Here is a 26,836-nt window from a genome sequence, read left to right as displayed (position 1 = left end):
CAGGAAAGGAACGTCCGATGAACCCTCCCCGCCTGACCTTCCACGGTGCCGCCGGGAGTGTCACCGGATCGTGCTTCCGGCTTGAAACGGACCACGGCCAGATCCTGATCGACTGTGGCATGTTTCAGGGATCGAAAACGGAAAAGGAGCTGAACTACCGCCCCTTCCCCTTCGCTCCGGAGCGCATTGCAGCCGTGATCCTCAGCCATGCCCATATCGACCATTCGGGCCTGCTGCCGAAACTGGTGCGCCATGGCTTTACCGGTTCCATCCACGCAACACCTGCAACGATCGGCCTCGCCGGTGTCATGCTGCCTGACAGTGCGCATATCCAGGAGATGGAGGTCGAGCAGTTCAATCGCAGGGCCGCACGCCGGAACCGGGGCCGGATCAAGCCGATTTACGACAACAGTGATGCCGAGGCATGCCTCCGCCTGTTTCAGCCGCATCGATTGAACGAATGGTTCCCGGTCATCTCCGGCCTGCGTGCGAGACTATGGAACGCGGGGCATCTTCTCGGCTCGGCATCGGTGGAGGTCGAAATCGGCGGGGACAATGGCAGTCCGCCGCTGAAAATTCTGATCTCGGGCGATATCGGGCCGGATTGCAAGCTGATGCATGCCGACCCGGAGGGACCGGCTGGCGTGGATTACCTGATCTGCGAATCCACCTATGGCGATGAAGACCGGCCCGAAGCCACACCTGCGTCCCGGCGCCTCCTGCTGCGGGACGAGGTGCGTGCCGCAATGCATCCGGATGGGGTACTGCTGATCCCCTCCTTCGCCGTGGAGCGCACGCAGGAACTCATCAGCGACATCGGGCGGCTGATCGCCGAAGGCGAGCTTCCGGACATTCCGGTCTTTGTGGACAGCCCTCTTGCAAGCAAGGCAACACGGATATTTGCCAATCATCACCGCGAACTCGAAGAAGGAGCGGACCTGATGCGCGGCCTGAGGGCCGCCAACCTGCATTTCACGGAAACCCGCGAAGAAAGCATGGCGCTGGATGGTGTCCGGGGCTTTCACATCATCATCGCCGCCTCCGGCATGTGCGAGGCCGGACGCATCCGCCACCGGCTGAAGAACTGGCTCTGGCGAAGCACCGCAACAGTCCTGTTTACCGGCTATCAGGCGGAAGGCACGCTGGGGCGTATTCTCCAGAGCGGGGCACAGGTGGTCCGCATCCAGGGCGAGGAATTCAGTGTACATGCCCGCATCCGGTCGCTCGACCTCTACTCCGGGCACGCAGACCGCACGGAACTGGTGGACTGGATCAAGGCGCGGCTGCCGCTGACCCATGACCTGTTTCTTGTCCATGGCGAGCCGGAGGCCCGCGAAAGCCTCGCAGAGGGCCTGAACGGGATCGTCAGCCCCGGCAGAATCCTGCGGCCCGAACTGGACGAAGCCTTCGACCTGACGGGCACGGGCGCACACCGGGCCGCAAGCCCCGGCCATCCGCGGCTGCCGGCCGGAAAGGTGGCAAGGCTGGACTGGCACAATGATGTCTCGCGCCTGATCCTTGATATCAACGATGCATTGGCCGCAAGCCCGAGCGAGAAGCAGAGAGCCGTCATGATCCGGCGGCTGCGCTCCGCACTCGAGGGCCCGGACAAAAAACCGCACACCGGAGCGTGAAGGCGCATCAAAGCAGATCCTGATGGGCGTCCCTTAAACCTCAGCCAGCAAGAGGCCGGGCAATGTGACCCCATTGCCTATCCCTTGACGCCGCCGTCAGGCGGGACGACCCTGCTTCACAGCGCAGTGATGGGGTTGGTGTTCCGCTGACGACCGAAAGCGAACCGGGAACAAGGCATTGGGGGCTGCGGGATGGATCAGGATAACGCGCGTGACAACGCCTGGTGGGCCAGCGATACCGGCAGGGTTTCACAGACAGTCGGCTCAAGCCCTGCGGGACTGACGGCCTCGGAGGCCAGTGCGCGCCTGCAGCAATACGGCAGCAACGAACTGGCTCGAGCAGGGTCTCCACGCCTCGTCTCTTTGGCGTGGCGGCAAATCAGCTCGCCGGTGGTGCTTATCCTCATCGGCGCCGCGGTTCTCTCTTTCGCCATGCATGATGCGACCGACGGGATCATCATCCTGACTATTGTGCTTATCAGCGCCTTGCTGGGATTCTGGCAGGAGTTTCAGGCTGCATCCGCAGTGGCCAGCCTGCAGAAGCTGGTGGCGGTTCGGGCTGACGTCCTGCGGGATGGCACAGTCGCACAGGTCGCACTTGCCGATGTGGTGCCGGGTGACGTTGTCCTGCTTGCAGCCGGTTCCAGCATTCCCGCCGACGGTGTGCTGATCGAGGCCCGTGACCTGTTCGTCAATGAAGCAACCCTGACCGGAGAGACATTCCCGGTCGAGAAGTCCCCCGCTGCGGCGCCGGCAGACGCACCGTTGGCGCGCCGCACCAATGCCATGTTCCAGGGAACGCATGTCGTGAGTGGCGTTGGCCGGATGCTGGTCGTGAAAACCGGGCGAGCAACACAGTTCGGCGCCATTGCCGGCCGGCTTCAGTTGCGTCCCGCAGAGACATCCTTCGAGCGCGGAACGCGGCAGTTCGGGATGCTGCTTGTCCGGGTGACGTTGATCATGGTGGTCCTGATCTTTGCGTTCAACGTGTTACTGCATCGCCCGGTTCTCGACTCCTTCCTGTTTGCCCTGGCTCTTGCGGTGGGACTGACGCCCGAACTTTTGCCGGCCATCATCAGCGTCAATCTTGCACGCGGGGCCAAGCGCATGGCAGAGCGCAAGGTTATCGTCAAGAGACTGGTATCGATTGAGAATTTCGGAAGCATGACCGTGCTTTGCTCGGACAAGACGGGCACCTTGACGGAAGGCAAGGTCAAGCTGGACGGTGCGATGGACACAGGCGGGCAGGCAAGCGCGCGCGCCCTGTTTCTTGCCAATCTGAACGCTGCCTTCCAGACTGGGTTCAACAGCCCGATCGATGCCGCCATCGTCGCGGCCGCCGGCCAGCCTCCGCAGGACACGCAGCGGCTGGATGAGATCCCCTACGATTTCACCCGCAAACGCCTCAGCGTGCTGGCGGAAGTTCAGGGGCATCCGGTAATGATCACCAAGGGTGCCCTCGCCCAGATCCTGGCCGTTTGTACTGAAATCGAATTGCCCAACGGCGATACCGTACCGTTCGACGACGCCCGGCGAGCGGCTATTCTGGCGCAGTTTGCCGCATTCAGTGCCCGAGGGATCCGCACCCTTGGGCTCGCGATCAGAAACCTGCCCGGCCGCACGACTATCGCCCGGGAAGACGAGACCGGCATGACCCTGGCGGGTTTCCTGCTTGTCTCCGACCCGCCAAAGCAAGGCATCGCGCAGACCATAAGTGAATTGCGCAGCCTTGGAGTCGCGCTCAAGATCATCACCGGAGACAACGCTCTGGTGGCGCGTGCCGTCGCCAGTCAGGTCGGTCTTGCCAATGCGAAGATCATCACCGGGCAAGACTTGCGGCAGGTGAGCGATGATGCGCTGCCCCAACTCGCGGCCCGGACAGATATCTTCGCCGAGGTGGAGCCGAACCAGAAGGAGAGCATCATCCGTGCCTTGCAGAAAGCGGGCAAGGTTGTCGGCTACATGGGTGATGGGATCAACGACGGGCCTGCTCTGCACGCCGCCGATGTCGGTCTGGCCGTGCAAGGTGCGGCCGATGTGGCCCAGCAGGCCGCCGATATCGTGCTCCTGGAGCCGGAGCTATCTGTGTTGATCGACGGCGTCCGGGAAGGCCGGACGACCTTTGCCAACACTCAGAAATACATCTTCATGGCCACCAGTGCCAATTTCGGCAATATGTTCAGCATGGCGGCAGCGTCACTCGTCCTGCCCTTTCTGCCTCTGCTGCCCAAGCAGATCCTGCTGACGAACCTCTTGACCGACCTGCCAGAAATGACCATCGCGACCGATCGTGTGGACGAGTCGGCCATTGAGGCCCCTCAGAAATGGGAACTTGGCTTCATCCGCCGTTTCATGATCTGGTTCGGCCTGCTGAGCTCGGTGTTCGATCTGCTGACATTCGCAGTCCTCTTTCTTGTCCTGCGGGCCTCGCCCGAACTGTTTCGAACCGGCTGGTTCGTGGAGTCAGTTGTTTCTGCCGCCCTTGTCGTTCTTGTCGTCCGAACGCGCGGCCCATTCTGGAAAAGCCGTCCATCCCGCCCCCTGACACTTGCGACACTCGGTGTCGTTGGTGCGGTGATTGCCCTTCCGTACACGGCACTGGGCCCGGTCCTTGGCTTTGCACCGCTGCCTTGGCTGTTCCTGCTGGCCATGGGGCTGATCGTGGCGGGCTATCTCACCTCTGCGGAACTTCTCAAGCGCGCGTTCTGGCGGTGAGCCCCCCTGGTGCCGGATCGATCTGGACCGGAAACTCGCGTTCCGGCGCGGCCACACTCTGGGCGGTGGATTTGGGCACCCATCGTTTCTAAGGAGATCAAGCTTGGCCGGGATGGACCACGGGCAGTGCGATCGCCGCCTCGAACCCTCCACTGCGGCCTGAGCGGGGCGACCTGATGACAAGCCGGCTGCCGATCCTGTCACCAATGGTCGAGACGATGGCCAGGCCAAGACCACTGCCGTCGAGCCGCAGTCCGGCTCGCTCGAAACGGTGCGAGAGACGTGTCAGGACGGCGGGCGGAAGTACGGCCCCATCGTTTGCTACGGAGAACGTGCCATCCGGCTCGAGCCTGACTTCGACGGGCGCATCTTCAGCCCCATGGCGCAGCGCATTCTCGACAAGATTGCGGAACAGGATCGCAAAAGCGTCGGGGTCGAGATCCGACATCACCGGGATTTCCGGCAAGGAAAGTTGGATGCGCCCGTGCCCTGTCAACCGTGCCATCTCCCCGGCAAGCATACGAGCCAGGGGGCAGAGGTCCGCAGTCTCGGCGCACCTCATGCGCCCGCCTTCAGCGCGGGCCAGTTGCATAAGCCGTTCCGCGACGCGGGTCAGGCGCTTCAGCGTAACTTCGATCTCGCCCGCACGCGCCTTGGCATCGCCGTCCCGCGTCTCCGCCTGCAGCCGCTGAGCCTGAGCGATGGCCCCGGCCAGCGGTGTACGCAATTCATGCGCAACGTTTGCGGCAAAGCTCCGTTCCGCCTCGAAAGCCGCATCCAGCCGGGCCAGCAGCCGGTTCGTCGTGTGAGCCAACGGCGCGATCTCGCTCGGTAGATCGGCGCTGGCGACCGGGCTGAGATCCCGCGCGCCGCGGGCCGAAAGGCGGTCGCGGAACTCCCGCAATGGCGCGAGGCTGGCGCGCACAGCCAGTACGATGGCCAAGAGCGTAACGGGCAGTACAACCAGAAGCGGCAGGGCAAGCCCGATCAGGAGTTCACGCGCGACGCTGGCCCGGTGCTCCAACGGTTCGGCCACTGTGATACGGATGCTGCCGCGAACCGCGTCGTCGCTGTAGAGCCTGTGCGTCCCGGTCATGTGGAACCCTCGGCCATCCCGGGCGGGAAACACCGATGGATCCGCCGCATGGGATTGCAGCAGGATGCGGTTCTGATCATCCCTCACGATATAGGTGAAGTACTCGTCATGCTCACGGATCGCGACAAGGCGTTCTGTAATCCCCTGTTCATCCCGATTCAGAATGCCAACAACGGCCAGCGGCAGAATGCGTTGCGCCGTCTCCTGTAAGGCGGAATCGAAAACTTCTTCGATCTCTCCTCGCGCAATCAGGGCGGTCACGCTGGCCGTAAAGATCCAGAGCCCGGTCATTGCCACGCCCAGCCAGAGCCCAAGGCGGCCCTGAAGGCTGCGCTGCGCCCTCATAGGCGGCCCAGGCGGTAGCCAAGGCCCCGCTCGGTCTCTATCACCCCGGCGCCCAGCTTCTTGCGCAGGCGGCTGACATGGACCTCGATCGTGTTGCTTTCGATCTCCGTCCCGAAGGCATAGAGCTTTTCCTCGAGCTGTGCCTTGGACAGAAGCTGTCCGGGACGGGACAGAAATGCCTCGAACAGCGCCCATTCGCGCGCGGTCAGGGAGACGGGACGGCCATCGCTGTGAATGCTGCGGGCGGCGAGGTCGATCTCCAGCGGTCCGTGGGTGACGATGGGGTTGGGGTTGCCCGCATAGCGTCGCGCCACCGACCCTATCCGGGCTGAAAGTTCGGCAAGGTCAAAAGGTTTCACAAGATAATCGTCGGCCCCGGCATTCAACCCCTCGATCCGGTCGCTGATCTGGTCAAGCGCGGTCAGGATGATGACGGGGGTCACATCGCCCCTCGCCCTGTGACGGCGCAGGAAAGGAATGCCCCGGCCGTCGGGCAACATCAGGTCGAGAAGCACAAGGTCGAACCCCACGCCTGCCATCGCATCGCCGGCGGCATCAAGGCGCGGCACCCAGTCGACCGAATGGCCATCAGCGGCAATCTGGTCACGCACCGCCGCGCCAAGCACAAGATCATCTTCAATCAGCAGGATCCGCATGGAATGTCCTTCGGTCTCGGCGTGTATATCGCGCGCGAAGCTGACGGGAAACTGAAGACGATACCTTAGCACCTTCAGGAAGACGTCAGGTGGCAGGCGCACATTTTTTCATCAGAGCCATGGAATCAGAGGAGCTCACAATGAAACGCGCCATCCCGTTTGCCCTGATCGTGTCGCTCGGCGCGGCAGGCATGGCCTTCGCCGATGACGATTGCCGGGGTCCAATGGATCAATGGCAATCGCGCGAAGCCGCCACCACCCATGTTCAGCGACTTGGGATCAGCCCTGACCGGGTCCGCATCGACGATGGCTGTTACGAGGTTCGCGGCCGCGATAGCGACGGCAACCGGGTCGAACTCAAGCTCGACCCGGTTTCGCTTGCGGTCAGAGAACTTGAAGTCCGGTTCCGCCCGGGGGCCACCCCCACTCGCTATCTTCCAGGCGCGCAGGGCCAAGACGGCATCCGCAGCTCCGTGCCGCCGGCAAATCCCCTCCTGACGCCGGGCACCATGCCTCAGGTTGGCGGAAACTGAAGGTTGTTGACATGCTGTATTCCGGTCCGGCATTCGCCGCCCTGACCGTTCTGGCCGCCGCTGTCCTCGGCGCGCAAACCTATGCATCTTTCGGCTTTGAGAGCGCCATGAGCATCGCCGCAGGGTCCTCGGCCATTGCAGCAATGGGAATGGCACTGGTGCTGTCGGCCCGCCCGAGCTTGATCGAGCCATTCTTCGGCGGACTGGACCGCATGTATGTCGTCCACAAGTGGCTGGGGATTGCTGCACTGGGACTGATGATCCTCCACGACCTGCTAGAACCGGACATCGAGGATTTCGTTGCAGAAACCGGCCTTGGCGAATTCGCCGCCGACGTCGGCGAGATTGCCTTTTACGGATTCATTGCGCTGATCGCGGTCAGCTGGCTCAAGCGGCTTCCCTTCACAGTTCTGGAATTGCCCTGGCCATTGTGGCGCTTCTCGCACCGCTTCATGGGGCTGTTGTTCGCCATTGCCGCGTTTCACCAGCTGGCCATCGACAAGCCCGCAGAGGTTGACCCGGCGCTGGCGCTTTACCTGAACACCTTCAGTCTCGCGGGCCTGGTGGCCTGGGTGTTCACGCAGTTCATCAACCCCTTCCTGCGGCCGCGGGACTATACAGTCGACAGGGTCATGCAACACGGCGCTGCAACCGAGATCGCCTTACGTCCGGCAGGCCGCGGATTGCGCTGGCGCCCAGGCCAGTTCGCCTTCGTTTCGATCCCCGGGCCGGGCTTCGACGAGGCGCACCCGTTCACGATCGCCTCAGCCCCGCATGCCGATGGCAGCCTGCGCTTCGGGATCAAGCCCCTGGGGGACTGGACGCGGCGCCTGCCGGAACGGCTCGTTCCGGGTCAGCGGCTGCGCATCGAAGGACCCTATGGCCGGTTCCTGTTCCGGCGCCGGGTGCTGCGTCAGGTCTGGCTGGCGGGCGGGATCGGCATCACCCCCTTCCTTGCATGGGCAGAGGCACTGGCCGGGACAGATCGCCAGCAGATCGCGCTGATCTGGACCGTGAACACCCCGGACGAAGCGTTTGCCTCTGGCCGTCTGCAGGCCATCGCCGCGCGCCATCCTGGCCTGACCGTCCAGATCGTGGCAAGCCGCACGGAGGGCCGTCTGACCGCCGAACGCCTGGTCGCAATGGTGCCCTTCGGGATCGCACAGTCCGAGCTGTTCTTCTGCGGGCCCTGCGGGTTACGCGACAGCATCCTGGCCGGGTTGAAGACGATCGGCCACGCCCCGCGGCACATTCATTCCGAAGCGTTCGAATTTCGCTGAGAGACACTTTACCTGACGCCGGGCTTAAGCAGAAACCACCCCCGCGTCAGCAAGGCTTCAGCAAAGCCCGGCAGTGTCGGTTCATCCAATCAAGGAGCCACGCCCATGAAATCCACAATTCTTGTCCTCCTTGCAACGGTCGCCGTCGCCGGTGTGCTTGGCGCCCCCGCCCTGACAGCCCTTGGCCACGCGCCTGGCAATGCTGCTGCGACCATCACGGCAACGCTGCCGGGCAGCACAGCAACCCTGCTGGCGGATGCTGATGAAACGGCGCACCAGGCATCGCGCCGGGCATCGCGCCAGAGCAACGATGACGAAGAGGACTGTGACGATGACGATGAAGGCGGTTGCCGGCGGCCCAGACCTGCTGCCACGCCCTCAGCGCCCATTACCCCGCCTGCAAACGGATTGTTCAGCCCGGGCGCCACACCGCAAGTCCGCACCAACTGATCCGGATGCCCCCGGCAACAATGCCCGGATGCTACCGCACGAATGCCGGAACGGAGAACGACCATGAAATCCACACTCGCCCTTCTGGCGCTGACGACTGCCCTGACCCTCCCCGCCCTTGCCTTGGCGCGTCCGGTGACGCTGACCACGACGCTGAGCAACTACGGCGGCAATGGCGCCTATCTGGTGCTCTATGTCACCGATGCCGCGGGCGCATATGCCGGAACGCTCTGGATGGCGGGCGGAAAGTCGAAATATTACGAGCATCTGAGCGATTGGTATCGAGCGACCGGTGGCGACCCCGCGCAGATCAACGGGATTACCGGCGCCAGCGTCGGTGCCGGGCGGACGCTCGAGATCACGCTCGACCTGCGGGACGCCCTGTTCGATGCGGGCTACACCCTGCACATCGATGCCGCTGTCGAGGACATGCGCGACAGCCCACGCGAAGTCTCCATCCCGTTGACAGCTCAAGGAGCAGGCCAGCCGGTAGGCGGCCGGCGCTATATCGCCAGCGCGTCTTACGGGTTCTGAGAGGGGAAACGTCATGACGCGCGCCCTGCACCGCTGGCCGGGTCTGATCCTTGCCGCCCTTCTCATCGTAACCACGCTGAGCGGCGCCGCATTGTCACTGTTTCCCGCCATCGAGGCCGCTCAATCCCCCGCCGCCGAGGCTGGTCTGAGCGTGGCGGAGTTGGCAGCGCGGGTCCGCTCGGTGCATGCGGGCGTCGAGCAGATCAAGCGCGCACCGTCGGGACAGATCACTGCGTGGTGGTTCGAGGGCGGACAGCCCGGCTCTGGTGTGATCGATCCGGCCACTGGACGGGACCTTGCTCCGGCGGATCCCCGCCCAGTGCTGCGCTGGCTGACCAGCTTGCATCGCTCGTTGCTTCTGGATGATGCGGGCAGGCCCGTAACCGCCGGTGGGGCGCTGGCGATGCTGATCCTTGCAGCGTCCGGCGCCGTGCTGATCGCGCGGCGGACAGGCGGGTGGAGGCGCTGGTTCGCCCCATTGCGCGGCCCTCTTGCCGGCCGGCTGCACTCCGAAATCGCGCGCATCGCGGTCCTGGGGCTGGTCCTGTCCTCTGCCACCGCCCTCTGGATGGCAGCCGAAACTTTCGATGTCATCACGATCGACCGTTTGCGCCTTGCGGTACCTGCCGCGGTCAGCCGCGAAACCGGATTTGCACCCGGCCGCATCGAAGCATTGCGCGCCATTCCGGTGACGCAACTGCGCAGCCTGAATTTCCCCGCCGAGGGCGACCCGGATGATGTCTATACGCTGCGCACGGATCAGGGGCTGGGCTATGCCGATCAAGGGACAGGTGCCTTGCTGGCATGGCGGGACCAAAGCCGCTGGCTGGCCGTTTCGGAAACGATCTACATGTTACACACGGGCCAAGGGCTTGCCCTTGTGGGCTTGGCCCTCGGGCTGATGGCGCTGTCCGTTCCGGTCATGGCAGTCACCGGCGCTCTTGTCTGGCTTGCGGGGCAGCGAAGCCACCCGGCACTTCGGGACAATGCCCCGGCTGCCCGGGCTCAGACAGTTATCCTGGTGGGGTCCGAAGGGGGCAGCACCTGGGGCTTTGCCGCCACACTGGCGCAAGCCCTTCGGGAAGTGAAACAAGCGGTGCATATCGCACCGATGTCAGCCTTCGATCCGGCCCGCCACCCGCACGCAGAGCAGTATCTGATCCTGGCCGCGACTTATGGCGATGGCGACGCGCCCGCCTCAGCCAAGGGATTCCTCGGGCGGCTGGCCCGTCTGACCAAGGCGCCGACCGCCCCGCTGGCCGTTCTGGGCTTTGGCGACCGCAGCTTCCCGGCCTTCTGCGCCTTTGCGGCAGAGGTGGAGAACGCCGCCCGCGCCAAGGGATGGGCCACTTCTTTACCCATGGACACGGTGGACCGCCAGTCGCCGCAGGATTTTGCCCGCTGGGGTCAAGCGCTTGGCAAGGTTATGGGCGTTGCTCTGAGCTTGCAGCATCAACCTGTCATGCCGAGCGCGCAAACGCTGACGTTGCTGTCCCGGCGCGTTTATGGCGCAGACGTTCAGGTCCCTATGGCTATCCTGCGCTTTGCACTGCCTAAAATTCCGCTGTGGCAGCGTCTGTCGGGTCAGGGATTTGCGGGTTTCGCTGCGGGTGATCTTCTGGGCATCCTGCCGGAAGGCTCGTCGATGCCAAGGCTTTATTCACTCGCCTCCGGCGCCCGGGACGGCTTCGTCGAAATCGTCGTGCGCAAGCATCCCGGCGGCCTTGCCTCGGGCCAGCTTCTGGCGATGAAGCACGGTGATCGGGTGCAGGCGTTCCTGCGCCGCAATCCGGGGTTCCATCCCGGACGGGGCCGTACGCCCCTCATCCTGATCGGAGCAGGGACCGGCATCGGGCCGCTGGCCGGATTCATCCGCGCCAACGGCCGCCGCCGCCCGGTGCATCTGTTCTTCGGCATGCGGAATCCGGACAGCGATTTCCTCTATGGTGACGATCTGGCAGGGTGGCAGGCCGAGGGGCGGCTGTCACGCCTCTCCACGGCCGTCTCGCGCGGAGCACAGCCGCGCCATGTGCAGGATGCGCTGCGGGCCGAGGCGGCGCAGGTGGCGGATGCGATCCGGCAGGGCGCAAAGGTCATGGTCTGTGGCGGGCGTGACATGGCGCAAGGCGTTAACGGTGCTTTGGAGGACATCCTTGCGCCGATGGGCCTGACGCCCGCGATGCTGAAGGCAGGAGGGCGCTATGTCGAAGATGTCTACTGACCTGATCCGCCACGCGCTGAACGGCCCGGTCATGGGCACAAGGTGGAGCGCGCTGTTCTTTGCAGAGCCGGACTTCGATCCCGCCCCGGTGCGGGCCGCTCTTCAGGCGGCGGTGGAGGTGGTCGATGCGCAAATGTCCACCTGGAAGCCCGGCAGCGACCTGATGCGCCTGAACGCAGCACCCGTTGGGGAATGGCAGGACATCCCTTCCGACCTGGCGCAGGTGCTGGATCTGGGCCTGGCGATCGGCCGCGCCTCGGGCGGGGCCTTCGACATCGGGATGGGGGACGCGGTGCGGGCCTGGGGCTTCGGCCCCGCTACCGCCGATCCGCAGGCGATCCGCACCGCCATGCAGGCGCCCCGCCGCCCGGCCCATGAGGTGCTGGACCTCGACGGCAACAGGCTGCGGAAGACTGCACCCATCGTGCTGGACCTGAACGGCATCGCCAAGGGCTATGGCGTCGACCGGCTGGCCGAGGTTCTGTATGACCACGGCATCCGCAATGCGCTGGCCGGCATCGACGGTGAGATGCGCGCCATGGGTCTGCGCCCCGGCGGTACCCCCTGGACCATCGCGGTCGAGGCGCCGGACCGCGACCGCCGTGCGCCTCATTCCATCCTGACGCTTCAGAATGCGGCAGTGGCCACTTCCGGCGACTATCGCCACTGGGTCACGGTCGAGGGCCGAAATCTGTCACACACCATGGACCCACGGCGCGGCACACCGCTTCTCGCCTCCCCCGCATCGGTGAGCGTGATCGCGCCCATCTGCGCCATGGCCGATGCCTGGGCGACGGCGCTGATGGTGAGGGGTGCCGATGCGGGTGCGGATCTCGCCCGGACGTCCAGCCTCGGCGCCCTGTTCCTCATGCGCGATGACGCAGGCGGCGTGCAAAGTCTTGGCTTTGGATGCCTTTTTTCGGACGAGGCTGCGGCCACTGCCCCGGCCCTTGGAGATTGACCCCTTGGATCACGCACGAACAGACCGGCTGAAGAGCCTTCTCCTTGGCATCGCCCTTGCGGGTCTCATGGCCGGGCTGGGGTTGCACTTCGGCAAACGCGCAGACCTTGCGCAGGCCCTCTGGTTCGCAGGCGTGGTGCCGGTTCTGGCGGCTCTTGTGCTGGAAATCCTGCGCAGCCTTGCGCGCGGCGAGGTGGGCCTCGATATCGTGGCCGCCCTGTCGATGTCGGCGGCGCTGACCTTTGGCGAGACCCTGGCGGCTGCCGTCGTCGCCGTCATGTATTCGGGCGGCACCTTCCTTGAAAGCTTTGCAGAGGGGCGCGCCCGCCGCGAGATGCGCGACCTCTTGTCCCGCGTGCCACGCACCGCGGCGCGCCACCGCAATGGCGGGCTGGAGGAGGTGCCGCTCACCGGTATCGTCCCCGGCGACCGGCTGCTGATCCGTCAGGGCGATGTCGTGCCGGTGGACGGGCGGATCGCGTCTGCCTCGGCCTTCCTCGACACATCGGCGCTGACTGGGGAGTCCCTGCCCGTCCGGCTGGACCGCGGCGCCGAGGCGATGAGCGGATCGACCAACGCGGGCGACGCCTTCGACCTCGAGGCCACGCGCGAGGCGAAGGACAGCACCTATGCCGGGATCGTCCGGCTGGTCGAGGAAGCGCAAGCATCCAAGGCGCCGATGGCGCGGCTCGCCGACCGCTGGTCGCTGGGATTTCTGGCTGTCACCATCGCCATCGCCTCCGCCGCCTGGTGGTTCACGGGCGACCCGATCCGCGCCGTTGCGGTACTGGTGGTGGCCACGCCCTGCCCGCTGATCCTCGCCGTGCCGGTGGCGCTGGTGGCGGGCCTGTCGCGCGCCGCGCATTTCGGGGTGCTGGTGAAGGGCGCAAAACCGCTGGAGGCGATGGCCCGCATCCGCACCCTGATCCTGGACAAGACCGGAACCCTGACCGACGGGCGCCCGCAGATCGTCAGCATCGACAGTCATGGCGGGATGGGCGCGGATGATATCCTGCGCTTTGCCGCAGCACTCGATCAGGCGTCGAAGCATCCCGTCGCGCAAGCCATCGTGGCGGCGGCAAAGGATAGGGGCATGCCCCTGCCCATCCCCGAGGACGTGGCCGAAATACCGGGCGAAGGCGTCATCGGCTTTATCGATGGCCGCCAGGTGATTGTGGGGGGTGAGGGCTTTGTCGCAGGCCGCGTGGGCCGGATATCGGGTGACCACCCGGAACTGGCGGCTGGATCGGTCATGGTGGCCGTGGCCGTCGATGGCCGCATGGCCGGACATCTGGTGATGTCCGACCCCTTGCGCGAAGGTACCGCCGCAATGCTGGCGGGCCTGCGGCGGCAGGGCGTGGCGCGCATTCTGCTCGCCACCGGCGACCGGGCCGAGGTCGCGGTACGGGTGACGGATGGACTTGGCCTTGACGGCATCCGCGCGGGCCTGACACCCGATGAAAAAGTGCTCCTGGTCCTGAGCGAGCGCAAGAACGGCCCCGTGATGATGGTGGGAGACGGCGTGAACGATGCTCCAGCGCTTGCCGCCGCCGATGTCGGTATCGCCATGGGCGCGCGTGGCGCAGCAGCCAGTGCCGAGGCGGCCGATGCCGTCCTGCTGGTGGACCGCGTGGACCGCATCGCCCCGGGGATCGAGATTGCCCGCCGGTCACGCCGCATTGCACTGGAAAGCGTTGTCGCGGGCATCGGCCTGTCGGTCCTTGGCATGGTTGCGGCCGCCTGCGGCTATCTCACTCCGGTGCAAGGAGCACTGCTGCAGGAGGCGATAGACGTCGCCGTCATCCTGAACGCGCTCCGCGCCTTGCGTATCTCACCGGCAGGCCTCGCCGCACAGCAAACCCGACCTGAAGGTGCACCTGCATGAGCCGCCTGTCCCACTGCGAAATCCACATGGTGCATCGCACCGGCTGGCTGCGCGCGGTGGTGCAGGGAGCGAATGACGGGATCGTCTCAACCTCCAGGTAACCGTGTGACGCCACCCGGCACCACCGGGATGTCATGCAGGTCCTGCGGACGTTCGGGCCAGCCTGAAAGGCTGAGGACGAAGCATCTGCCACAACAGTGCTTCCCTCATGCCTCTCCGTCAGAAACTGCCGAACACCGTGCCAATGGCCACCAGCACCACAAGGGCCAGCACGGGGATGGCGACCGCGACCATGAAAATGTCCCGGTAGGCTTCCCGGTGCGTCAGCCCGCAGATGGTCAGCAGGGAGATGACGGCGCCGTTGTGCGGCAGCGCATCCAGTCCGCCTGTCGCCACCGCCGTCACCCGGTGCAAGAGCTCGGGAGACACCCCCGCCGCCTGCCCCATGGCCAGATAGGTCTCACCCAGCGTCGACAGCGCAATCGACATGCCGCCCGAGGCCGACCCCGTTATCCCCGCCAGAAGGCTTGTGCCGGCCGCCAGCGAGATCAGCGGGTTGTCCCCGCCAAGCGTGACCACCCAGTCACGGATCAGCCCGAACGCCGGAAGGGAGGCGATCACGGCGCCAAAGCCGACGAGGCTTGCCGTGTTGAAGATCGGCATCAGCGCGTCCTTGGCGCCTTCGTCCAGCGTCCCGGACAGGCCCTTGACGAGCCGCTGCCAGTTCAGGGCCACCAGAGCCAGCGACGCAAGGGTCAGCGCCGCGATGATCGACCAGACCCCGCGCAGCGCGCCCACATCGGTTGCGCCAAACTCGGGCTGCGCCAGATAGCCCGTATCCATCGCCGGGATCACCAGGAAGGTGAAGCCGAGATTGAGCGCCAGCACGAGCACCAGCGGCGCGGCGGCCACCAGCAGTGCGGGCGAGGCACCCGCATCTGGCCCGCCTGCATCAGTGTCCGGCTCTCCGTAGCCCGGGCCAAGGGCGCGTGTGCGGTATTCCAGCCAGGCCCAGCCCAGCCCCAGCATCAGCGCCCCGCAGATCAGCCCCAGTCCGGGCGCTGCAAAGGGCGTGGTGCCGAAATAGGGCATCGGGATCGCGTTCTGGATCGCAGGCGTGCCGGGCAGCGCCGTCATGGTGAAGGTGAAGGCCCCGAGGGCGATGGTCGCCGGGATCAGCACCTTGGGCAGGTTCGCCTCCCGGAACAGCGCGGAGGCAATGGGCCAGACGGCAAAGGCCACGACAAACAGCGACACCCCGCCATAGGTCATTGCAGCACAGGACAGGATCACCGCCAGAATGGCCCGGCTTGGCCCCAGCCCGCGAATGATGCCATCGGCCAGAACCCGCGCCGAGCCGGAGGCCTCCATCAGCTTGCCGAACACCGCCCCCAGCAGGAACAGCGGGAAATACTGGATGATGAAACGGCCGGTGGCCTGCATGAAGATCTGCGTGTAGCTGGCCAGGAGCGGGCCACCCTCGGCAAGGAACACCGCCAGCACCGCCATGGCCGGGGCCAGCAGCAGCAGGCTCACCCCGCGATAGGCCAGAAAGATCAGGACAGCGAGGGTCAGCAGGATGACAAGGATACCCGTCATGGCCTAAAACCCCCTGCCCTGAGGCGTCAGTTTCATCTTCTTGCAAGTCTCGGCGTTGCCCATGTCATCCTCATGCTGCATCGCAGCAACATATCCGGACGGGCACGGCGGCAATACCCGGAGTTTTACCGATCCAGGCCTGTAACACCAAGGCTTTCGATGCTGGCGCATCACGCCTTGAAAAGGCTCTGACAGCGCAAGGGTCTCACCCGGTTCCTGCCGAAGACCGGAAAGGGCCGGAGTTTCCCCGGCCCTGCCTGTTCATTCATTTTGCCCGGTGCCTCAAGGCGGCAGCGTCAGATGGCATAGCGCAGGATTGCGGCCAGTTCCCCCCCTTCCGGGATATCCTCCCTGCGGGCGGCCAGCACCCGGCCGCCATTGGCAAGCACGCGTCCGGCAATTTCGTCGATCACATCATAGCTGGCGGCGCTGTCCGTCTTTTCGAGCGAGATGGCTCCGGTTGTCTCGTCGACAAGGCCCGGAACCACGCTGTCCATGTCCACAAGAAGGGTATCAACCGCGCCAAAAGTTGCCGCACGCGCGGCGCGGCCCACATCCGAAACAGCCCGGTTCTCCGCCCCTCTTTCACTGAAGAGCGTGCCGAACCCGGCGATAGCCGCCGCATTCAGTTCATCCATGATGGCGCGCGCCTGGCTTCCAAGCTCATGGGCCGGCAGGTTGACCGGGCTCGTCTCGATTGCCGGGCCGGCGAGATGGCCGTAGCTGTTGACCGAACGGTACATCGAAAGCAGCGGCTGAGTCGCGGCAAGGATAAGAGGCTCGGACCGTCCGGACAGCAAGCCCCTGAGGGCGGCATCAATCTGACGGCAATACTGGCGCAGATGGTGCTTCTGGCCCTCGCCTCCCCCCAGGCGGCCTGAATAGCTGCGGGAATTCACATTGGCGGTACCGGCAACCGAAGCGGCATCCTTCGGGAGATTGGGCACACGGATCTCCTGCGCGGGCTGGTCACCCAGCAGCTCGATCACGCGCACCTCGTTTTCGGCCAGCGCCAGAATGAACGCATGCTGCGGCAGCGAGACGGCGCGCAGAAGGGGCTTCAGATGAAAGCGGTCAGCCACCTGAACGGTTTCGCTCAAGTGGTTCGGCAGCCGGTAGCTGCGCAACCAGTCCGGGGTCACAAACACCGCGAGGCTGTTGGCCTGAAGGCGCCAGAATTCGTCATCATCCATCAGATCATGCAGCTGTTCTTCGATGGGCCAGATTGTCCGCTTGGCAACGCCTGCCGCCTCAAGCTGGGCAACCGCATCTGCGGCCAGCTGCTTGAGACGTGTCCGTGCCGCGTCAATGTGCTGGGTCTCAGCTGTGGTTTTTACGTAGATACTGACCAGAGCCTCCCCGCGCTCGGCAACAAGTTTTGTGATCTCGGAGTGCGTTGGAATATCGACATAGAGCATATGGACGTTCTCTTTTGCGAGTTGCAGTGACTTTACGCTCGAGCCTCTGGCTCACGCGCCCGGAATACATTTCGCGCAACCGCTCCGCCGCATGGATGTCATACCGCAAGCAATCACGCTCCTTTTGTATCTATGCACTGCGGCGGGAAATATAAGAGTTGAAGGGCGAAAAAGAGGTCGCAGATGCAGTGCCGTTCATCGCCAGGCCTGCATGCCAGCCGAGGCTGCATGATGTGCCTCGCCGGAGCTTGCAGCGTCTACCCGCACCGCAAGGGAGGTGCCAAAACCCAGATGGACCGGTCTTGGTTACCCGCACGAGTTCTCAAAGATTGGCCTGTGCCTTAAGAAAGAAGGCCACACGCTCGCGTACGCCCATGTTTGAATCGTTTTCCAGCCTGCGGGCGGTTTGCTCCAAATGCGGACGAAGATCTGGATCATTGCGCAAGAGGACGAGGCCGTCAGCAGCCCGTTTGCGAATGATTGCCATCCTGTCCCTCGCAGCTTCTGCAATCAGCGCAAGCCGATCAGGCCGTACGGTGACGTCCCTCGACAGGAAGACCGGCTCGATCCTGTAGCGGTCCAAAGACCGGTCGATCCAGACACGCCGGGTTTCATGTGATGGCAAGGTCACCTTGCCGCAGAGCAGTGCCCCCAGTGCCATGGCACGAATGTGAGGCAAACGTGCCTCGCGCCACACACGCTCCAACTGCGGGTCGATTGACTGGGAGCGGCTCAATTCGCGGAAGACAAGGCCGAGTTTCGGCTCACGGCTGGAGATGACGGTGGCAAGCAGAGCTTCGGCAACATCTGCCCTCCTCAGAACAGCACCGAAAATCTCCCGCCCACTCTCCTCCCACCGCAGCCAACTGGACACACCCGGCAACAAAGACTTGAGCGCCGGAACGATGACACTCGCGCTTGTCTCAGGCAAGGAGCGCAGGGCAGCGTCACGGGCAGCATTGCGCACCTGAGGCACCCAATCGTTCAGGCGCCTCAGAACAGCAAAGACGTTTGCCGGAGACGGCAACGGCCCGCCGAGATTGCGCAGAGCGTGTTCCCGGATTCGGCCGTCACCATGAAACATGAAAACAAATGCAAGATCTGGAACAAGCTCGACAGCTGCCAACTCCTTACCCAGTGAAAGCTCCGCATCGCGGTAGCCCATCCAGCGATGATGGAGCATGAATTCTGCGCGGATGCGCTTTTCCGCCTCGCCGAAATCATCCGGCAGCGCCATGCGATTCAGGATTTCCAGACCACGGTCACGGATTTCATCGAAATGCTTTCTCTCCTGAACGCTTATCCGACTACCTTTATCAGGAACCGGCTTTCGTCCAGCGAAATAACGCAAAATCACGATCTCGTCCTCTTAATGCAAAGCCAATTTCACCGTAGCACCGCGCCTTAATTTTCTTAGATTCCCACCATCTATATTCAGATCATCGCAGCGATCAAAATGAACCCGAGAGCCTGATTTTTGCACTTATGTCGCCTTTCGTCAGGTCCACCTGCTGGTGCCCCTCCTGCAAGACTGAACGCTCTCAACCCGGCACGCCGTCGAGCAAATCATGGATCAGCTGCGCCGTGATCAGATCGAGGTGGGCGCCGCCGCCGTTCTTGTAGAGGGTGATCTCGGTGTCTGCGCCCCGCCCGGCGCGCCCTGCCACGAGGTCGAAGAGGTCGCCCGCCACGTCACCGGCGGTGATGAGCCCGTTGCGGATCGGGATCAGCAGCTCGCCGATCTCGGCCACAGTGGTATCGCGGCAATCGACAAAGAGGCGTGAGCGCTGAAGCGCGGTATCATCCGCCTCCCGCATGTCCGGGCGGTAGGCGCCAACGAGGTCAAGGTGGCAGCCTTCCGGCAGCGCATCACCCGGAATGAAGGGCGTCTGCGCCATCGTGGCGCTGCTGATCACATCCGCCTGCGCCATGGCCGCGCGCAGATCACTGCAGACCTTCACCTCCGCCGGCAGAGTGGCGAGCCTGCCGGCCAGCGCTTCCGCCCCTTCCCGGCTGCGGTTCCACACAAGAACGGTGCTGTAGGGCCGCACCGACAGATGCGCCCGGATCAGGGGTTCGGCCATGGCACCGGCCCCGATCATCAGCAGAACCCTTGCATCCTGCCGGGCGAGAAGATCCGCACCCAGAGCCGAATCTGCGGCGGTCTTCCATGCGGTAATGGCCGCGCCGTCGATGACGGCCACCGGCGCGCCGCTGTCTCCGTCGAAGAGGATGAAGCTGCCCTGCACGGCCGGTCGCGGCGGCGTTGCGCGCGGATTGTCCGCAAACACCGTGACGGCCTTGACGCCCAGCATCCTGCCCGGGAACCAGGCGGAACGGACCAGCAGATTGCCGGTGCCTGACGCAAGATGCATGTCCTTGACCGCAGGCTCCGCCAACCGGTGCGCCGCACGCATGGCCTCCACAAGCGCCGGCCATGTGAGCGCCTTGTTGACCTCTTCGGCCCCAATCAGCTTCATTTTCATCTCCCGGCCCTCTTGTCTTCAGGCTCCGGCTTGAACCTGCGTGGCGCCCGGCGTGAGGCTGTTCACGTCATGTGGCGGCGGACTGGTTGACGCGCTTCATCAGAGCCTCGGCGCTTTCCTTGCGCTCGGAGTAGCGGTCGACCAGATAGTCCGACCGGCCGCGGGTCAGGAGCGTGAACTTCACCAGTTCCTCCATCACATCGACAATCCGGTCGAAGAAGGGCGACGGGCGCATCCGTCCCTCGTCGTCGAATTCCTGGAAGGCTTTCGGAATGGAAGACTGGTTGGGGATCGTCAGCATCCGCATCCAGCGGCCGAGGATGCGCATCTGGTTGACCGCGTTGAAGCTCTGCGAACCGCCCGAAACCTGCATCAGGGCGAGGGTCTTGCCCTGTGTCGGCCGCACGGCGCCATCCGACAGCGGGATCCAGTCGATCTGCGTCTTCATCAGGCCGGTCATGGCGCCATGGCGCTCCGGGCTAGACCAGACCATGCCCTCCGACCAGGCCACCAGATCGCGCAGCTCACGCACCTTCGGATGGCTGGCATCCACCCCATCATCCACCAGCGGCAGGCCCGAAGGGTTGAAGAACCGCACCTCGGCGCCAAACCGCGTCAGGATGCGCCCGGCCTCCTCGGCCGACAGCCGGCTGAAGGAGCGTGGCCTGAGCGAGCCATAAAGCACCAGGATCCGTGCCGGATGGGTGCTGACGGGTGCGGAAAACAGCCGGTCCTCGTCGATGGCTGCAAAGCACGTCTCATCGATCTGCGGAGTGGAATGGGGGGCAGCAGGGTCAGACACTCGAGTTTCCTTATCGCCTCGATGATTGTTCATGGCCAATGCCAGGGCCTGATAGCAAGGCTTTCGATGCTGACGCATCACGCCTTGAAATTTCCCAGGCGCCGCATCGCGCTTTACCAGCTTGACCGTCAGGCAAGCCCATCTGGAGCCGGCATAAAACCCTGCCATAGAAAAAGCCGCCGGGCGCTTAGTGGCCCGGCGGCTCTTGTCAGGATCAGCCGCCGAAATCGTCCAGCATGATGTCTTCGCGGTCGACGCCCAGATCGAGCAGCATCTTGATCACCGACTGGTTCATGATCGGGGGACCGCACATGTAATATTCGCAGTCCTCAGGCGCGGGATGGTTCTTGAGGTACTGCTCGTACAGCACATTGTGGATGAAGCCGGTGTAGCCCTTCCAGTCATCCTCCGGCAGCGCGTCGGACAGGGCGACATGCCATTCGAAGTTCGGGAATTCGGCAGCAAGGCCGTCGAAATCCTCGACATAGAACATTTCGCGCTTGGAGCGGGCGCCGTACCAGAAGGTGATCTTGCGGTCCCGGTTCTTCAGGCGCTTCAACTGGTCGAAGATGTGGCTGCGCATCGGCGCCATGCCCGCACCGCCGCCGATGAAGATCATTTCCTTCTTGGTGTCGCGGGCGAAGAATTCGCCGAACGGACCCGAGATGGTGACCTTGTCGCCCGGCTTCAGATTGAAGATGAAGGACGACATCTTGCCCGGCGGCACACCTTCGGCGCGCGGCGGGGGCGAGGCAATGCGGACGTTGAGCATGATGATGCCCTTCTCGTCCGGATAGTTGGCCATCGAATAGGCGCGCTCAAGCCCCTCGTCCACGCGCGATTCATAGCGCCAGAGATTGAACTTGTCCCAATCCTCGCGGTACTCCTCGGCCACATCAAAGTCGCTGTACTTGACCACATGCGCCGGAGCCTCGATCTGGATGTAGCCGCCGGCGCGGAAGTTCACATCCTCGCCTTCGGGCAGTTCCAGAACCAGTTCCTTGATGAAGGTCGCAACATTGTTGTTGGAGCGGACGGTGCATTCCCACTTCTTGACGCCGAAGACCTCGTCATGGACCTCGATCTTCATGTCCTGCTTGACCGCGACCTGACAGGACAGGCGGTCGCCGCAGGCTGCTTCGCGCTTGGTGATGTGGGAGGTTTCGGTCGGCAGGATCGAGCCGCCGCCTTCCAGCACCCGCACGCGGCACTGCGCGCAGGTGCCGCCGCCGCCGCAGGCAGAGGGGACGAACAGCTTTTCAGCCGCAAGGGTCTGCAGAAGCTTTCCGCCTGCGGGAACCGAAATCGTCCGCTCCCCGTTGATGGTGATGTTGACATTGCCTGAAGACACCAGCCGCGCACGCGCGAAGATGATGAGCGTGACCAGCGCCAGCACGATCAGGGTGAAGAAAAGAACGCCGAGGGTGAAAGTCTGCATCTGTCCAGCCTCAGAGGTTCACGCCCGAGAAGGACATGAATGCCAGAGCCATCAGCCCGGCTGTGATGAACGTGATCCCAAGGCCCTGCAGGCCATCGGGAACGTCGGAATATTTCAGCTTTTCACGCACGCCTGCCATGGCGGCAATGGCCAGTGCCCATCCAAAGCCGGAGGACACACCATAGACCATGGACTCGGGAAAACTGTAGTTGCGTTCGACCATGAACAGGGAGCCGCCGAGGATGGCGCAGTTCACCGTGATGAGCGGCAGGAAGATCCCCAGCGCGTTGTAGAGCGGCGGGAAATACTTATCGAGCGTCATTTCCAGGATCTGCACCATGGCCGCGATAACGCCAATATAGGCAATCAGGCCAAGGAAGCTGAGATCAACATCCGGGAACCCGGCCCATGCCAGGGCGCCGGGCCCCAGAATGTAGGTGAGCAGCAGGTTGTTGGCCGGGATCGTGATGGTCTGCACGACCATCACGGAAATGCCCAGGCCCAGAGCCGTGGCGATTTTCTTGGACACAGCCAGGAAGGTGCACATGCCGAGGAAGAACGACAGGGCCAGGTTCTCAACGAAAACCGCCTTCACCGCGAGGGATAAGAGTTGCTCCATCAGTGCTGCTCCACGACCTGAATGCGGTATTCGCGTTTCTCGACCTGCTTCGGCTTCCAGCTGCGGAAGGCCCAGATGATCAGTCCGATGACGAAGAAGGCGGAAGGCGGCAGAAGCAGCAGGCCGTTGGGCACATACCAGCCGCCGTTGTTCACGGTCTGGAACACGGTCACGCCGAACAGCGTTCCTGACCCGAACAGTTCACGAATGAAGGCCACCATCATCAGGATCAGGCCGTAGCCCATGCCGTTGCCGACACCGTCGATGAAGGAAGCCACCGGCGGGTTCTTCATGGCAAAGGCCTCGGCCCGGCCCATGACGATGCAGTTGGTGATGATCAGGCCGACGAACACCGACAGCGTCTGTGAGATCTCGAAGGCATAGGCCTTGAGCACCTGATCCACCACGATCACCAGACTGGCGATCACGACCATCTGCACGATGATGCGGATCGATGTCGGGATCTGGTTGCGCATCACCGAAATGAACATCGAGGAAAACGATGTCACGAAGGTCACCGCCAGCGCCATCACCAGGGAAAGCTGCAGCGAGGTCGTCACCGCCAGTGCCGAACAGATGCCAAGAACCTGCAAGGTGATCGGATTGTTGTCGACCAGCGGGTCGACCAGCATGGACTTGCGTGATTGCGCCATCAGATTTCTCCTGCGCGAACATTGGCGAGGAAGGGAGCATAGCCCCTATCGCCCATCCAGAAGCGGACGAGATTCTCAACACCGCGGCCAGTCAGCGTGGCACCGGAAATCGCATCAATGTGATGCTCCTGCCCCCGGGGAGGAGCCATGCGCGAAATCGTGATCGCCACATCTCCGGCGTCATTGTAGATCGACTTGCCGCTCCACTGGGCACGCCAGCGCGGGTTGTCGACTTCGCCGCCAAGGCCCGGCGTTTCCGCGTGCTGATAGAACTGCAGGCCATAGATCGTGCTGCCATCCGCCTCGATGGCAACATAGCCGTACAGCGTGGACCACAGGCCATAGCCATGGATGGGCAGAATCACCTTGTCCACGGCGCCATTGGCATCGCGAAGAATATAGACAGACACGAACCGGGCCTGACGCACGATCGAAGCCGGGTCATCGGTCAGGGCAACGGAGAGTTCCGGATCCTTCGCTGCAGCGCGGTTATCGAAGGTGGCCGGGTCAAACTTGTCAGTCAGCCGCCCGGTCTCCAGCTCAAGAACTCCGGGCTCGAACACGGCAAAGGCCTTGGCAACGTCCTGGCCGGGCTCATAAAGGCCGGCCACCTGCAGAATGTTGATCTGCTGGTTGCGCAGGGCATTCTGCTGCTGCAGCGGCCTCAGGCTGACAGCCGCCAGAGACACCACCATCGAGGCAACGAGGCAGAGGACGACCGCCACAAAGATCGTCTTCGGCGTTGAATCGGCAGGCAGGGCGAGGAAGCGGCCAATCGGCCCCTTCTGTGTGTTTGCCGTGAGCGTTTCGCGTTGGTCACTCATAGACGCCGCGCCCTCCGCTTGATGTTGGCCTTGACGACGAAATGATCGATCAAGGGCGCGAAAACATTTCCGAACAGGATCGCCAGCATCATGCCTTCGGGGAAAGCCGGATTGATCACGCGGATCATCACGACCATCACGCCGATCAGCGCCCCATAGACATAGCGGCCGGCGTTCGTATGGGATCCCGAAACGGGCTCCGTCACCATGAAGGCGAGGCCAAAGGCAAAGCCGCCCGTCACGAGGTGCCAGTACCAGGGCATGGCAAAGGCCGGATTGCTGTCGGATCCGATGAAGTTGAGCAGGGCCGAGAAGCCGATCATCCCTGCCATGCAGCCCAGCACCATCCGGTAGTTGGCAATGCGGGTGACAAGCAGGAAGGCGAGGCCGATGAGGCAGGCGAGCGTCGACGTCTCGCCCAGGCTGCCCTGAATGGTGCCGATGAAGGCGTCCATCCACGTGATGCCATAGGTGACGAGCTGCTGATGGCCCTCGGCGGCAACGACGGCCAGCGCCGTGGCGCCGGAGAACCCGTCAACGGGCGTCCAGACCGAGTCTCCCGACATCTGTGCCGGGAAGGCGAAATACAGGAACGCACGGCCGACCAGCGCCGGATTGAGGAAGTTCTTGCCCGTACCGCCGAACACTTCCTTGCCGATCACCACACCAAACGAGATGCCGAGCGCAACCTGCCACAGCGGCGTCGAAGCCGGCAGGATAAGAGTATAAAGCATCGAGGTGACGAGGAAGCCCTCGTTCACTTCGTGACGGCGGACGGTGGCGAAGAGGACTTCCCAGACGCCGCCGACGGCGAGCGTGACGATATAGATCGGCAGGAAGTACAACAGGCCATGCAGCATGTTGGCCAGAGGGTTGGCGGCATCGAAGCCGATCCCCAGAGCCTCGATGATGGACGCGCGCCAGCCGCTCGCGCCATGGCTGGCAATGGCCAGATTGACCTGCAGCCCCGTGTTGTAAAGCGCCATCAGGATGCAAGGGATGGTCGCGATCACCACATAGGTCATGATCCGCTTCATGTCGATGTAGGACCGTGCATGCGGTGCCACAGTCGTCACTGTGCGGGGGGTGTAGAGGAAGCTTTCCACCATTTCATAAAGCGGGAAGAACCGCTCATAGCGGCCTCCCTTGGTGAAATGCGGCTCGATCCGGTCGAAGAAACTGCGCAAACCCACGCGATCAGCCCTCTCTTTCGATCTTCGTCAGGCAATCGCGCAGGGCAATGCCGTATTCATATTTGGCAGGACAGGCAAACCCGACCAGGCCGAGGTCCTCCTCGTCCAGCTCCAGCGCCCCGAGTGCCTGCGCCTCGTCGGTGTCCATCACCAGAAGCGCGCGCAACAGCTGCGTCGGCAGATAGTCCTGCGGCATCAGCTGCTCGAAGGTTCCGATCGGAACCATGGCGCGCCGGCCGCCGTTCAGATTGGTGGTCAGCGCATAAAGCTTCTTCGTGAAGGCCGAGCCCAGCACCGGCTGCACGGCGAATTTGGAAGCCATCGGCCGGATCCAGCCGAGCGGGATCTGCTTGTGATCCTCTTCGATCAGCGTGACCTGCCGCGCATAACGGCCGAGATAGGCCTCGGCGCCGGCACCGGCCCGGCCGCTCAGCACCGATCCGGAGATGAGGCGCACCGGCACGCCGGCCGGGTTCTCACCGTCCGTAAGTTCGGCCATCGACGCGCCGGCAATGGTGCGCACCAGACGCGGATTGGCCGCCAGCGGCCCGCAGATGGCCACAACGCGGGAGCTGTCCAGATAGCCGGTCAGCAGCAGCTGCCCGATGGCGATGACATCGGCATAGCCAATGCTCCAGACGGTCCGTGCAGCACTTGGCGGCGCCAGAAAATGCATGTGGGTTCCGGCAAGGCCTGCAGGGTGCGGCCCGCTGAACTGCGCTACCTCGACACCGGGCACCGATGCGCCCGGCAGGCTCGCGCCGTCCTCGTGACACAGGAAAGTCTTTCCCTCCGTCAGCATGGCGACTGCCTGCAAGCCGCGCTCGAAGGCTTCGGCGCGGGCGGTAATCACAGGCACCGGATCTGCCGCAAGAGGCTCGGTGTCCATCGCCGTGACAAAAATCGCAGCAGGCCGGGATTCGGGCGAAGGCACCTTGGAATAGGGACGGGTGCGGAAAGATGTCCACAAGCCGCTGGCACAAAGCCGCTCCACCAAACCTTCCGGGGTGCTGATGTCTCCGGTCTGCCCGAAGTTCACAGGCTCGGCGGCCGCCGGATCAACCGTAATCTCGACGCTGATCAGCTTGCGCTGCGCGCCGCGGTTGATGGCTTTGATTCGCCCGCTCACAGGCGAGGTGACCATCACCTCGGGCGTGTCTTTATGCGTGAGGATGGGGGCCCCTGCCCCGACTGCATCGCCCTCAGCGACCAGAAGCCGTGGCTTTAGACCAATATAATCCGCGCCCAGGATGGCGACGGTGCTGACAGCCGGTCCGTCCTGCTCACCCGCGCTTGGGGCACCGAGGATCGGAAGCTGGAGACCTTTGCGAAGCGAAAATTTCTGCACCTGAATCTCTACCCAGTGATTTTATCCCCTTATGCCTTCCCTTCTTCGAAAACGGAACCTTTTCCGGGACATGTCCTGTTTTTTTTTGCCCCATTACGGTTTCAGTTGCAGAGACTGGCATCACGACGTATTCACGACCAAACTCT

22 protein-coding genes and 1 pseudogene are annotated in these 26,836 nt (G+C 63.6%); 10 read left to right on the top strand and 13 right to left on the bottom strand.

Going from position 1 to position 26,836, the window contains the following annotated elements:
* The first annotated feature begins 17 nt into the window (after positions 1-17).
* On the top strand, positions 18-1,634 hold the full coding sequence (locus tag AC0CMF_RS01490) for an MBL fold metallo-hydrolase (protein ID WP_374630299.1): 1,617 nt from the start codon (positions 18-20) through the stop codon (positions 1,632-1,634).
* A 192-nt stretch (positions 1,635-1,826) separates the two neighbouring features.
* Positions 1,827-4,349 (top strand): magnesium-translocating P-type ATPase, encoded by a 2,523-nt coding sequence (gene mgtA / locus AC0CMF_RS01485; RefSeq protein ID WP_374630300.1) that lies wholly within the window; start codon positions 1,827-1,829, stop codon positions 4,347-4,349.
* A 97-nt stretch (positions 4,350-4,446) separates the two neighbouring features.
* Here mgtA and AC0CMF_RS01480 read toward each other — a convergent pair whose 3' ends face one another.
* Entirely contained in the window at positions 4,447-5,790 is a 1,344-nt protein-coding gene (locus tag AC0CMF_RS01480) for a sensor histidine kinase (RefSeq protein ID WP_374630301.1), read from the bottom strand.
* Positions 5,787-6,446: a response regulator transcription factor gene (locus tag AC0CMF_RS01475; RefSeq protein WP_374630302.1), complete on the bottom strand. Its 660-nt coding sequence runs from the start codon at positions 6,444-6,446 to the stop codon at positions 5,787-5,789. Before AC0CMF_RS01475 ends, AC0CMF_RS01480 begins: the two co-directional genes overlap by 4 nt.
* Positions 6,447-6,586: 140 nt before the next feature.
* On the opposite strand from AC0CMF_RS01475, the gene AC0CMF_RS01470 reads away from it, so the two are divergent.
* From AC0CMF_RS01470 to AC0CMF_RS01435, 8 genes and pseudogenes are all read left to right on the top strand, one after another.
* Complete coding sequence (locus AC0CMF_RS01470) at positions 6,587-6,979, top strand: PepSY domain-containing protein (protein ID WP_374630303.1); 393 nt, start codon at positions 6,587-6,589, stop codon at positions 6,977-6,979.
* 107 nt (positions 6,980-7,086) lie between these two features.
* Positions 7,087-8,259 carry a ferredoxin reductase family protein gene (locus tag AC0CMF_RS01465; RefSeq protein ID WP_374630304.1) on the top strand — a complete coding sequence of 391 codons (1,173 nt, stop codon included), beginning with the start codon at positions 7,087-7,089 and terminating at the stop codon, positions 8,257-8,259.
* A gap of 105 nt (positions 8,260-8,364) precedes the next feature.
* Positions 8,365-8,709, top strand: a complete 345-nt coding sequence (locus AC0CMF_RS01460) for a hypothetical protein (RefSeq protein WP_122520266.1) — start codon at positions 8,365-8,367, stop codon at positions 8,707-8,709.
* Between the two features lie 63 nt (positions 8,710-8,772).
* Positions 8,773-9,243 carry a DUF2271 domain-containing protein gene (locus AC0CMF_RS01455; protein ID WP_122520267.1) on the top strand — a complete coding sequence of 157 codons (471 nt, stop codon included), beginning with the start codon at positions 8,773-8,775 and terminating at the stop codon, positions 9,241-9,243.
* 13 nt (positions 9,244-9,256) lie between these two features.
* Positions 9,257-11,464 carry a PepSY domain-containing protein gene (locus AC0CMF_RS01450; RefSeq protein WP_374630305.1) on the top strand — a complete coding sequence of 736 codons (2,208 nt, stop codon included), beginning with the start codon at positions 9,257-9,259 and terminating at the stop codon, positions 11,462-11,464.
* Positions 11,445-12,425: an FAD:protein FMN transferase gene (locus AC0CMF_RS01445; RefSeq protein WP_374630306.1), complete on the top strand. Its 981-nt coding sequence runs from the start codon at positions 11,445-11,447 to the stop codon at positions 12,423-12,425. The genes AC0CMF_RS01450 and AC0CMF_RS01445 overlap by 20 nt, the downstream gene beginning before the upstream one ends.
* A gap of 4 nt (positions 12,426-12,429) precedes the next feature.
* On the top strand, positions 12,430-14,310 hold the full coding sequence (locus AC0CMF_RS01440; protein ID WP_374630307.1) for a heavy metal translocating P-type ATPase: 1,881 nt from the start codon (positions 12,430-12,432) through the stop codon (positions 14,308-14,310).
* Positions 14,307-14,405 (top strand): annotated as a pseudogene (locus tag AC0CMF_RS01435) (VIT1/CCC1 transporter family protein); the annotation flags it as partial. The gene AC0CMF_RS01440 and the pseudogene AC0CMF_RS01435, both read left to right, overlap by 4 nt.
* Before the next feature lie 124 nt (positions 14,406-14,529).
* Here the strand turns inward: AC0CMF_RS01435 and AC0CMF_RS01430 are convergent.
* The 11 genes from AC0CMF_RS01430 to AC0CMF_RS01380 all read right to left on the bottom strand — a co-directional run bounded on the left by AC0CMF_RS01430 (position 14,530) and on the right by AC0CMF_RS01380 (position 26,690).
* Positions 14,530-15,909 (bottom strand): GntP family permease, encoded by a 1,380-nt coding sequence (locus tag AC0CMF_RS01430; protein ID WP_374630308.1) that lies wholly within the window; start codon positions 15,907-15,909, stop codon positions 14,530-14,532.
* Positions 15,910-16,205: 296 nt separating this feature from the next.
* Positions 16,206-17,327 (bottom strand): baeRF11 domain-containing protein, encoded by a 1,122-nt coding sequence (locus AC0CMF_RS01425; protein WP_058899605.1) that lies wholly within the window; start codon positions 17,325-17,327, stop codon positions 16,206-16,208.
* Between the two features lie 322 nt (positions 17,328-17,649).
* Positions 17,650-18,684: a hypothetical protein gene (locus AC0CMF_RS01420; RefSeq protein ID WP_374630309.1), complete on the bottom strand. Its 1,035-nt coding sequence runs from the start codon at positions 18,682-18,684 to the stop codon at positions 17,650-17,652.
* Positions 18,685-18,868: 184 nt separating this feature from the next.
* On the bottom strand, positions 18,869-19,807 hold the full coding sequence (locus AC0CMF_RS01415) for an ornithine cyclodeaminase family protein (RefSeq protein ID WP_374630310.1): 939 nt from the start codon (positions 19,805-19,807) through the stop codon (positions 18,869-18,871).
* Positions 19,808-19,880: 73 nt separating this feature from the next.
* Positions 19,881-20,615 (bottom strand): arsenical resistance protein ArsH, encoded by a 735-nt coding sequence (gene arsH / locus AC0CMF_RS01410; protein ID WP_374630311.1) that lies wholly within the window; start codon positions 20,613-20,615, stop codon positions 19,881-19,883.
* Positions 20,616-20,829: 214 nt separating this feature from the next.
* Positions 20,830-22,053, bottom strand: a complete 1,224-nt coding sequence (gene nqrF / locus AC0CMF_RS01405) for an NADH:ubiquinone reductase (Na(+)-transporting) subunit F (protein WP_050472833.1) — start codon at positions 22,051-22,053, stop codon at positions 20,830-20,832.
* Between the two features lie 10 nt (positions 22,054-22,063).
* The gene (nqrE, locus tag AC0CMF_RS01400) at positions 22,064-22,672 is read right to left on the bottom strand and encodes an NADH:ubiquinone reductase (Na(+)-transporting) subunit E (protein ID WP_050472832.1); all 609 of its coding nucleotides are present in this window, start codon (positions 22,670-22,672) and stop codon (positions 22,064-22,066) included.
* Positions 22,672-23,325, bottom strand: a complete 654-nt coding sequence (locus tag AC0CMF_RS01395; RefSeq protein WP_058899600.1) for an NADH:ubiquinone reductase (Na(+)-transporting) subunit D — start codon at positions 23,323-23,325, stop codon at positions 22,672-22,674. The genes nqrE and AC0CMF_RS01395 overlap by 1 nt, the downstream gene beginning before the upstream one ends.
* On the bottom strand, positions 23,325-24,149 hold the full coding sequence (locus AC0CMF_RS01390; RefSeq protein WP_058899599.1) for a Na(+)-translocating NADH-quinone reductase subunit C: 825 nt from the start codon (positions 24,147-24,149) through the stop codon (positions 23,325-23,327). Before AC0CMF_RS01390 ends, AC0CMF_RS01395 begins: the two co-directional genes overlap by 1 nt.
* Entirely contained in the window at positions 24,146-25,342 is a 1,197-nt protein-coding gene (locus tag AC0CMF_RS01385; protein ID WP_050472829.1) for an NADH:ubiquinone reductase (Na(+)-transporting) subunit B, read from the bottom strand. The genes AC0CMF_RS01390 and AC0CMF_RS01385 overlap by 4 nt, the downstream gene beginning before the upstream one ends.
* Positions 25,343-25,346: 4 nt before the next feature.
* Positions 25,347-26,690, bottom strand: a complete 1,344-nt coding sequence (locus tag AC0CMF_RS01380; protein WP_374630312.1) for a Na(+)-translocating NADH-quinone reductase subunit A — start codon at positions 26,688-26,690, stop codon at positions 25,347-25,349.
* Between the last annotated feature and the right edge of the window lie 146 nt (positions 26,691-26,836).

This window comes from Pannonibacter sp. CBAS1226 (assembly GCF_055685825.1).
The sequence above is the reverse complement of the archived record's forward strand: the minus strand, read 5'-3'. Positions and strand labels throughout refer to the sequence as shown.

What these genes read in the sequence shown, in the direction of transcription:
- AC0CMF_RS01445 (WP_374630306.1), top strand. Translation starts at nt 11,445, where the DNA reads ATGTCGAAGATGTCTACTGACCTGATCCGCCACGCGCTGAACGGCCCG.
- AC0CMF_RS01475 (WP_374630302.1), bottom strand. Translation starts at nt 6,446, where the DNA reads ATGCGGATCCTGCTGATTGAAGATGATCTTGTGCTTGGCGCGGCGGTG.
- AC0CMF_RS01460 (WP_122520266.1), top strand. Translation starts at nt 8,365, where the DNA reads ATGAAATCCACAATTCTTGTCCTCCTTGCAACGGTCGCCGTCGCCGGT.
- nqrE (WP_050472832.1), bottom strand. Translation starts at nt 22,672, where the DNA reads ATGGAGCAACTCTTATCCCTCGCGGTGAAGGCGGTTTTCGTTGAGAAC.
- AC0CMF_RS01455 (WP_122520267.1), top strand. Translation starts at nt 8,773, where the DNA reads ATGAAATCCACACTCGCCCTTCTGGCGCTGACGACTGCCCTGACCCTC.
- AC0CMF_RS01395 (WP_058899600.1), bottom strand. Translation starts at nt 23,325, where the DNA reads ATGGCGCAATCACGCAAGTCCATGCTGGTCGACCCGCTGGTCGACAAC.
- AC0CMF_RS01470 (WP_374630303.1), top strand. Translation starts at nt 6,587, where the DNA reads ATGAAACGCGCCATCCCGTTTGCCCTGATCGTGTCGCTCGGCGCGGCA.
- nqrF (WP_050472833.1), bottom strand. Translation starts at nt 22,053, where the DNA reads ATGCAGACTTTCACCCTCGGCGTTCTTTTCTTCACCCTGATCGTGCTG.
- mgtA (WP_374630300.1), top strand. Translation starts at nt 1,827, where the DNA reads ATGGATCAGGATAACGCGCGTGACAACGCCTGGTGGGCCAGCGATACC.
- AC0CMF_RS01465 (WP_374630304.1), top strand. Translation starts at nt 7,087, where the DNA reads ATGAGCATCGCCGCAGGGTCCTCGGCCATTGCAGCAATGGGAATGGCA.
- AC0CMF_RS01480 (WP_374630301.1), bottom strand. Translation starts at nt 5,790, where the DNA reads ATGAGGGCGCAGCGCAGCCTTCAGGGCCGCCTTGGGCTCTGGCTGGGC.
- AC0CMF_RS01450 (WP_374630305.1), top strand. Translation starts at nt 9,257, where the DNA reads ATGACGCGCGCCCTGCACCGCTGGCCGGGTCTGATCCTTGCCGCCCTT.
- AC0CMF_RS01425 (WP_058899605.1), bottom strand. Translation starts at nt 17,327, where the DNA reads ATGCTCTATGTCGATATTCCAACGCACTCCGAGATCACAAAACTTGTT.
- AC0CMF_RS01490 (WP_374630299.1), top strand. Translation starts at nt 18, where the DNA reads ATGAACCCTCCCCGCCTGACCTTCCACGGTGCCGCCGGGAGTGTCACC.
- AC0CMF_RS01430 (WP_374630308.1), bottom strand. Translation starts at nt 15,909, where the DNA reads ATGACGGGTATCCTTGTCATCCTGCTGACCCTCGCTGTCCTGATCTTT.
- AC0CMF_RS01415 (WP_374630310.1), bottom strand. Translation starts at nt 19,807, where the DNA reads ATGAAGCTGATTGGGGCCGAAGAGGTCAACAAGGCGCTCACATGGCCG.
- AC0CMF_RS01390 (WP_058899599.1), bottom strand. Translation starts at nt 24,149, where the DNA reads ATGAGTGACCAACGCGAAACGCTCACGGCAAACACACAGAAGGGGCCG.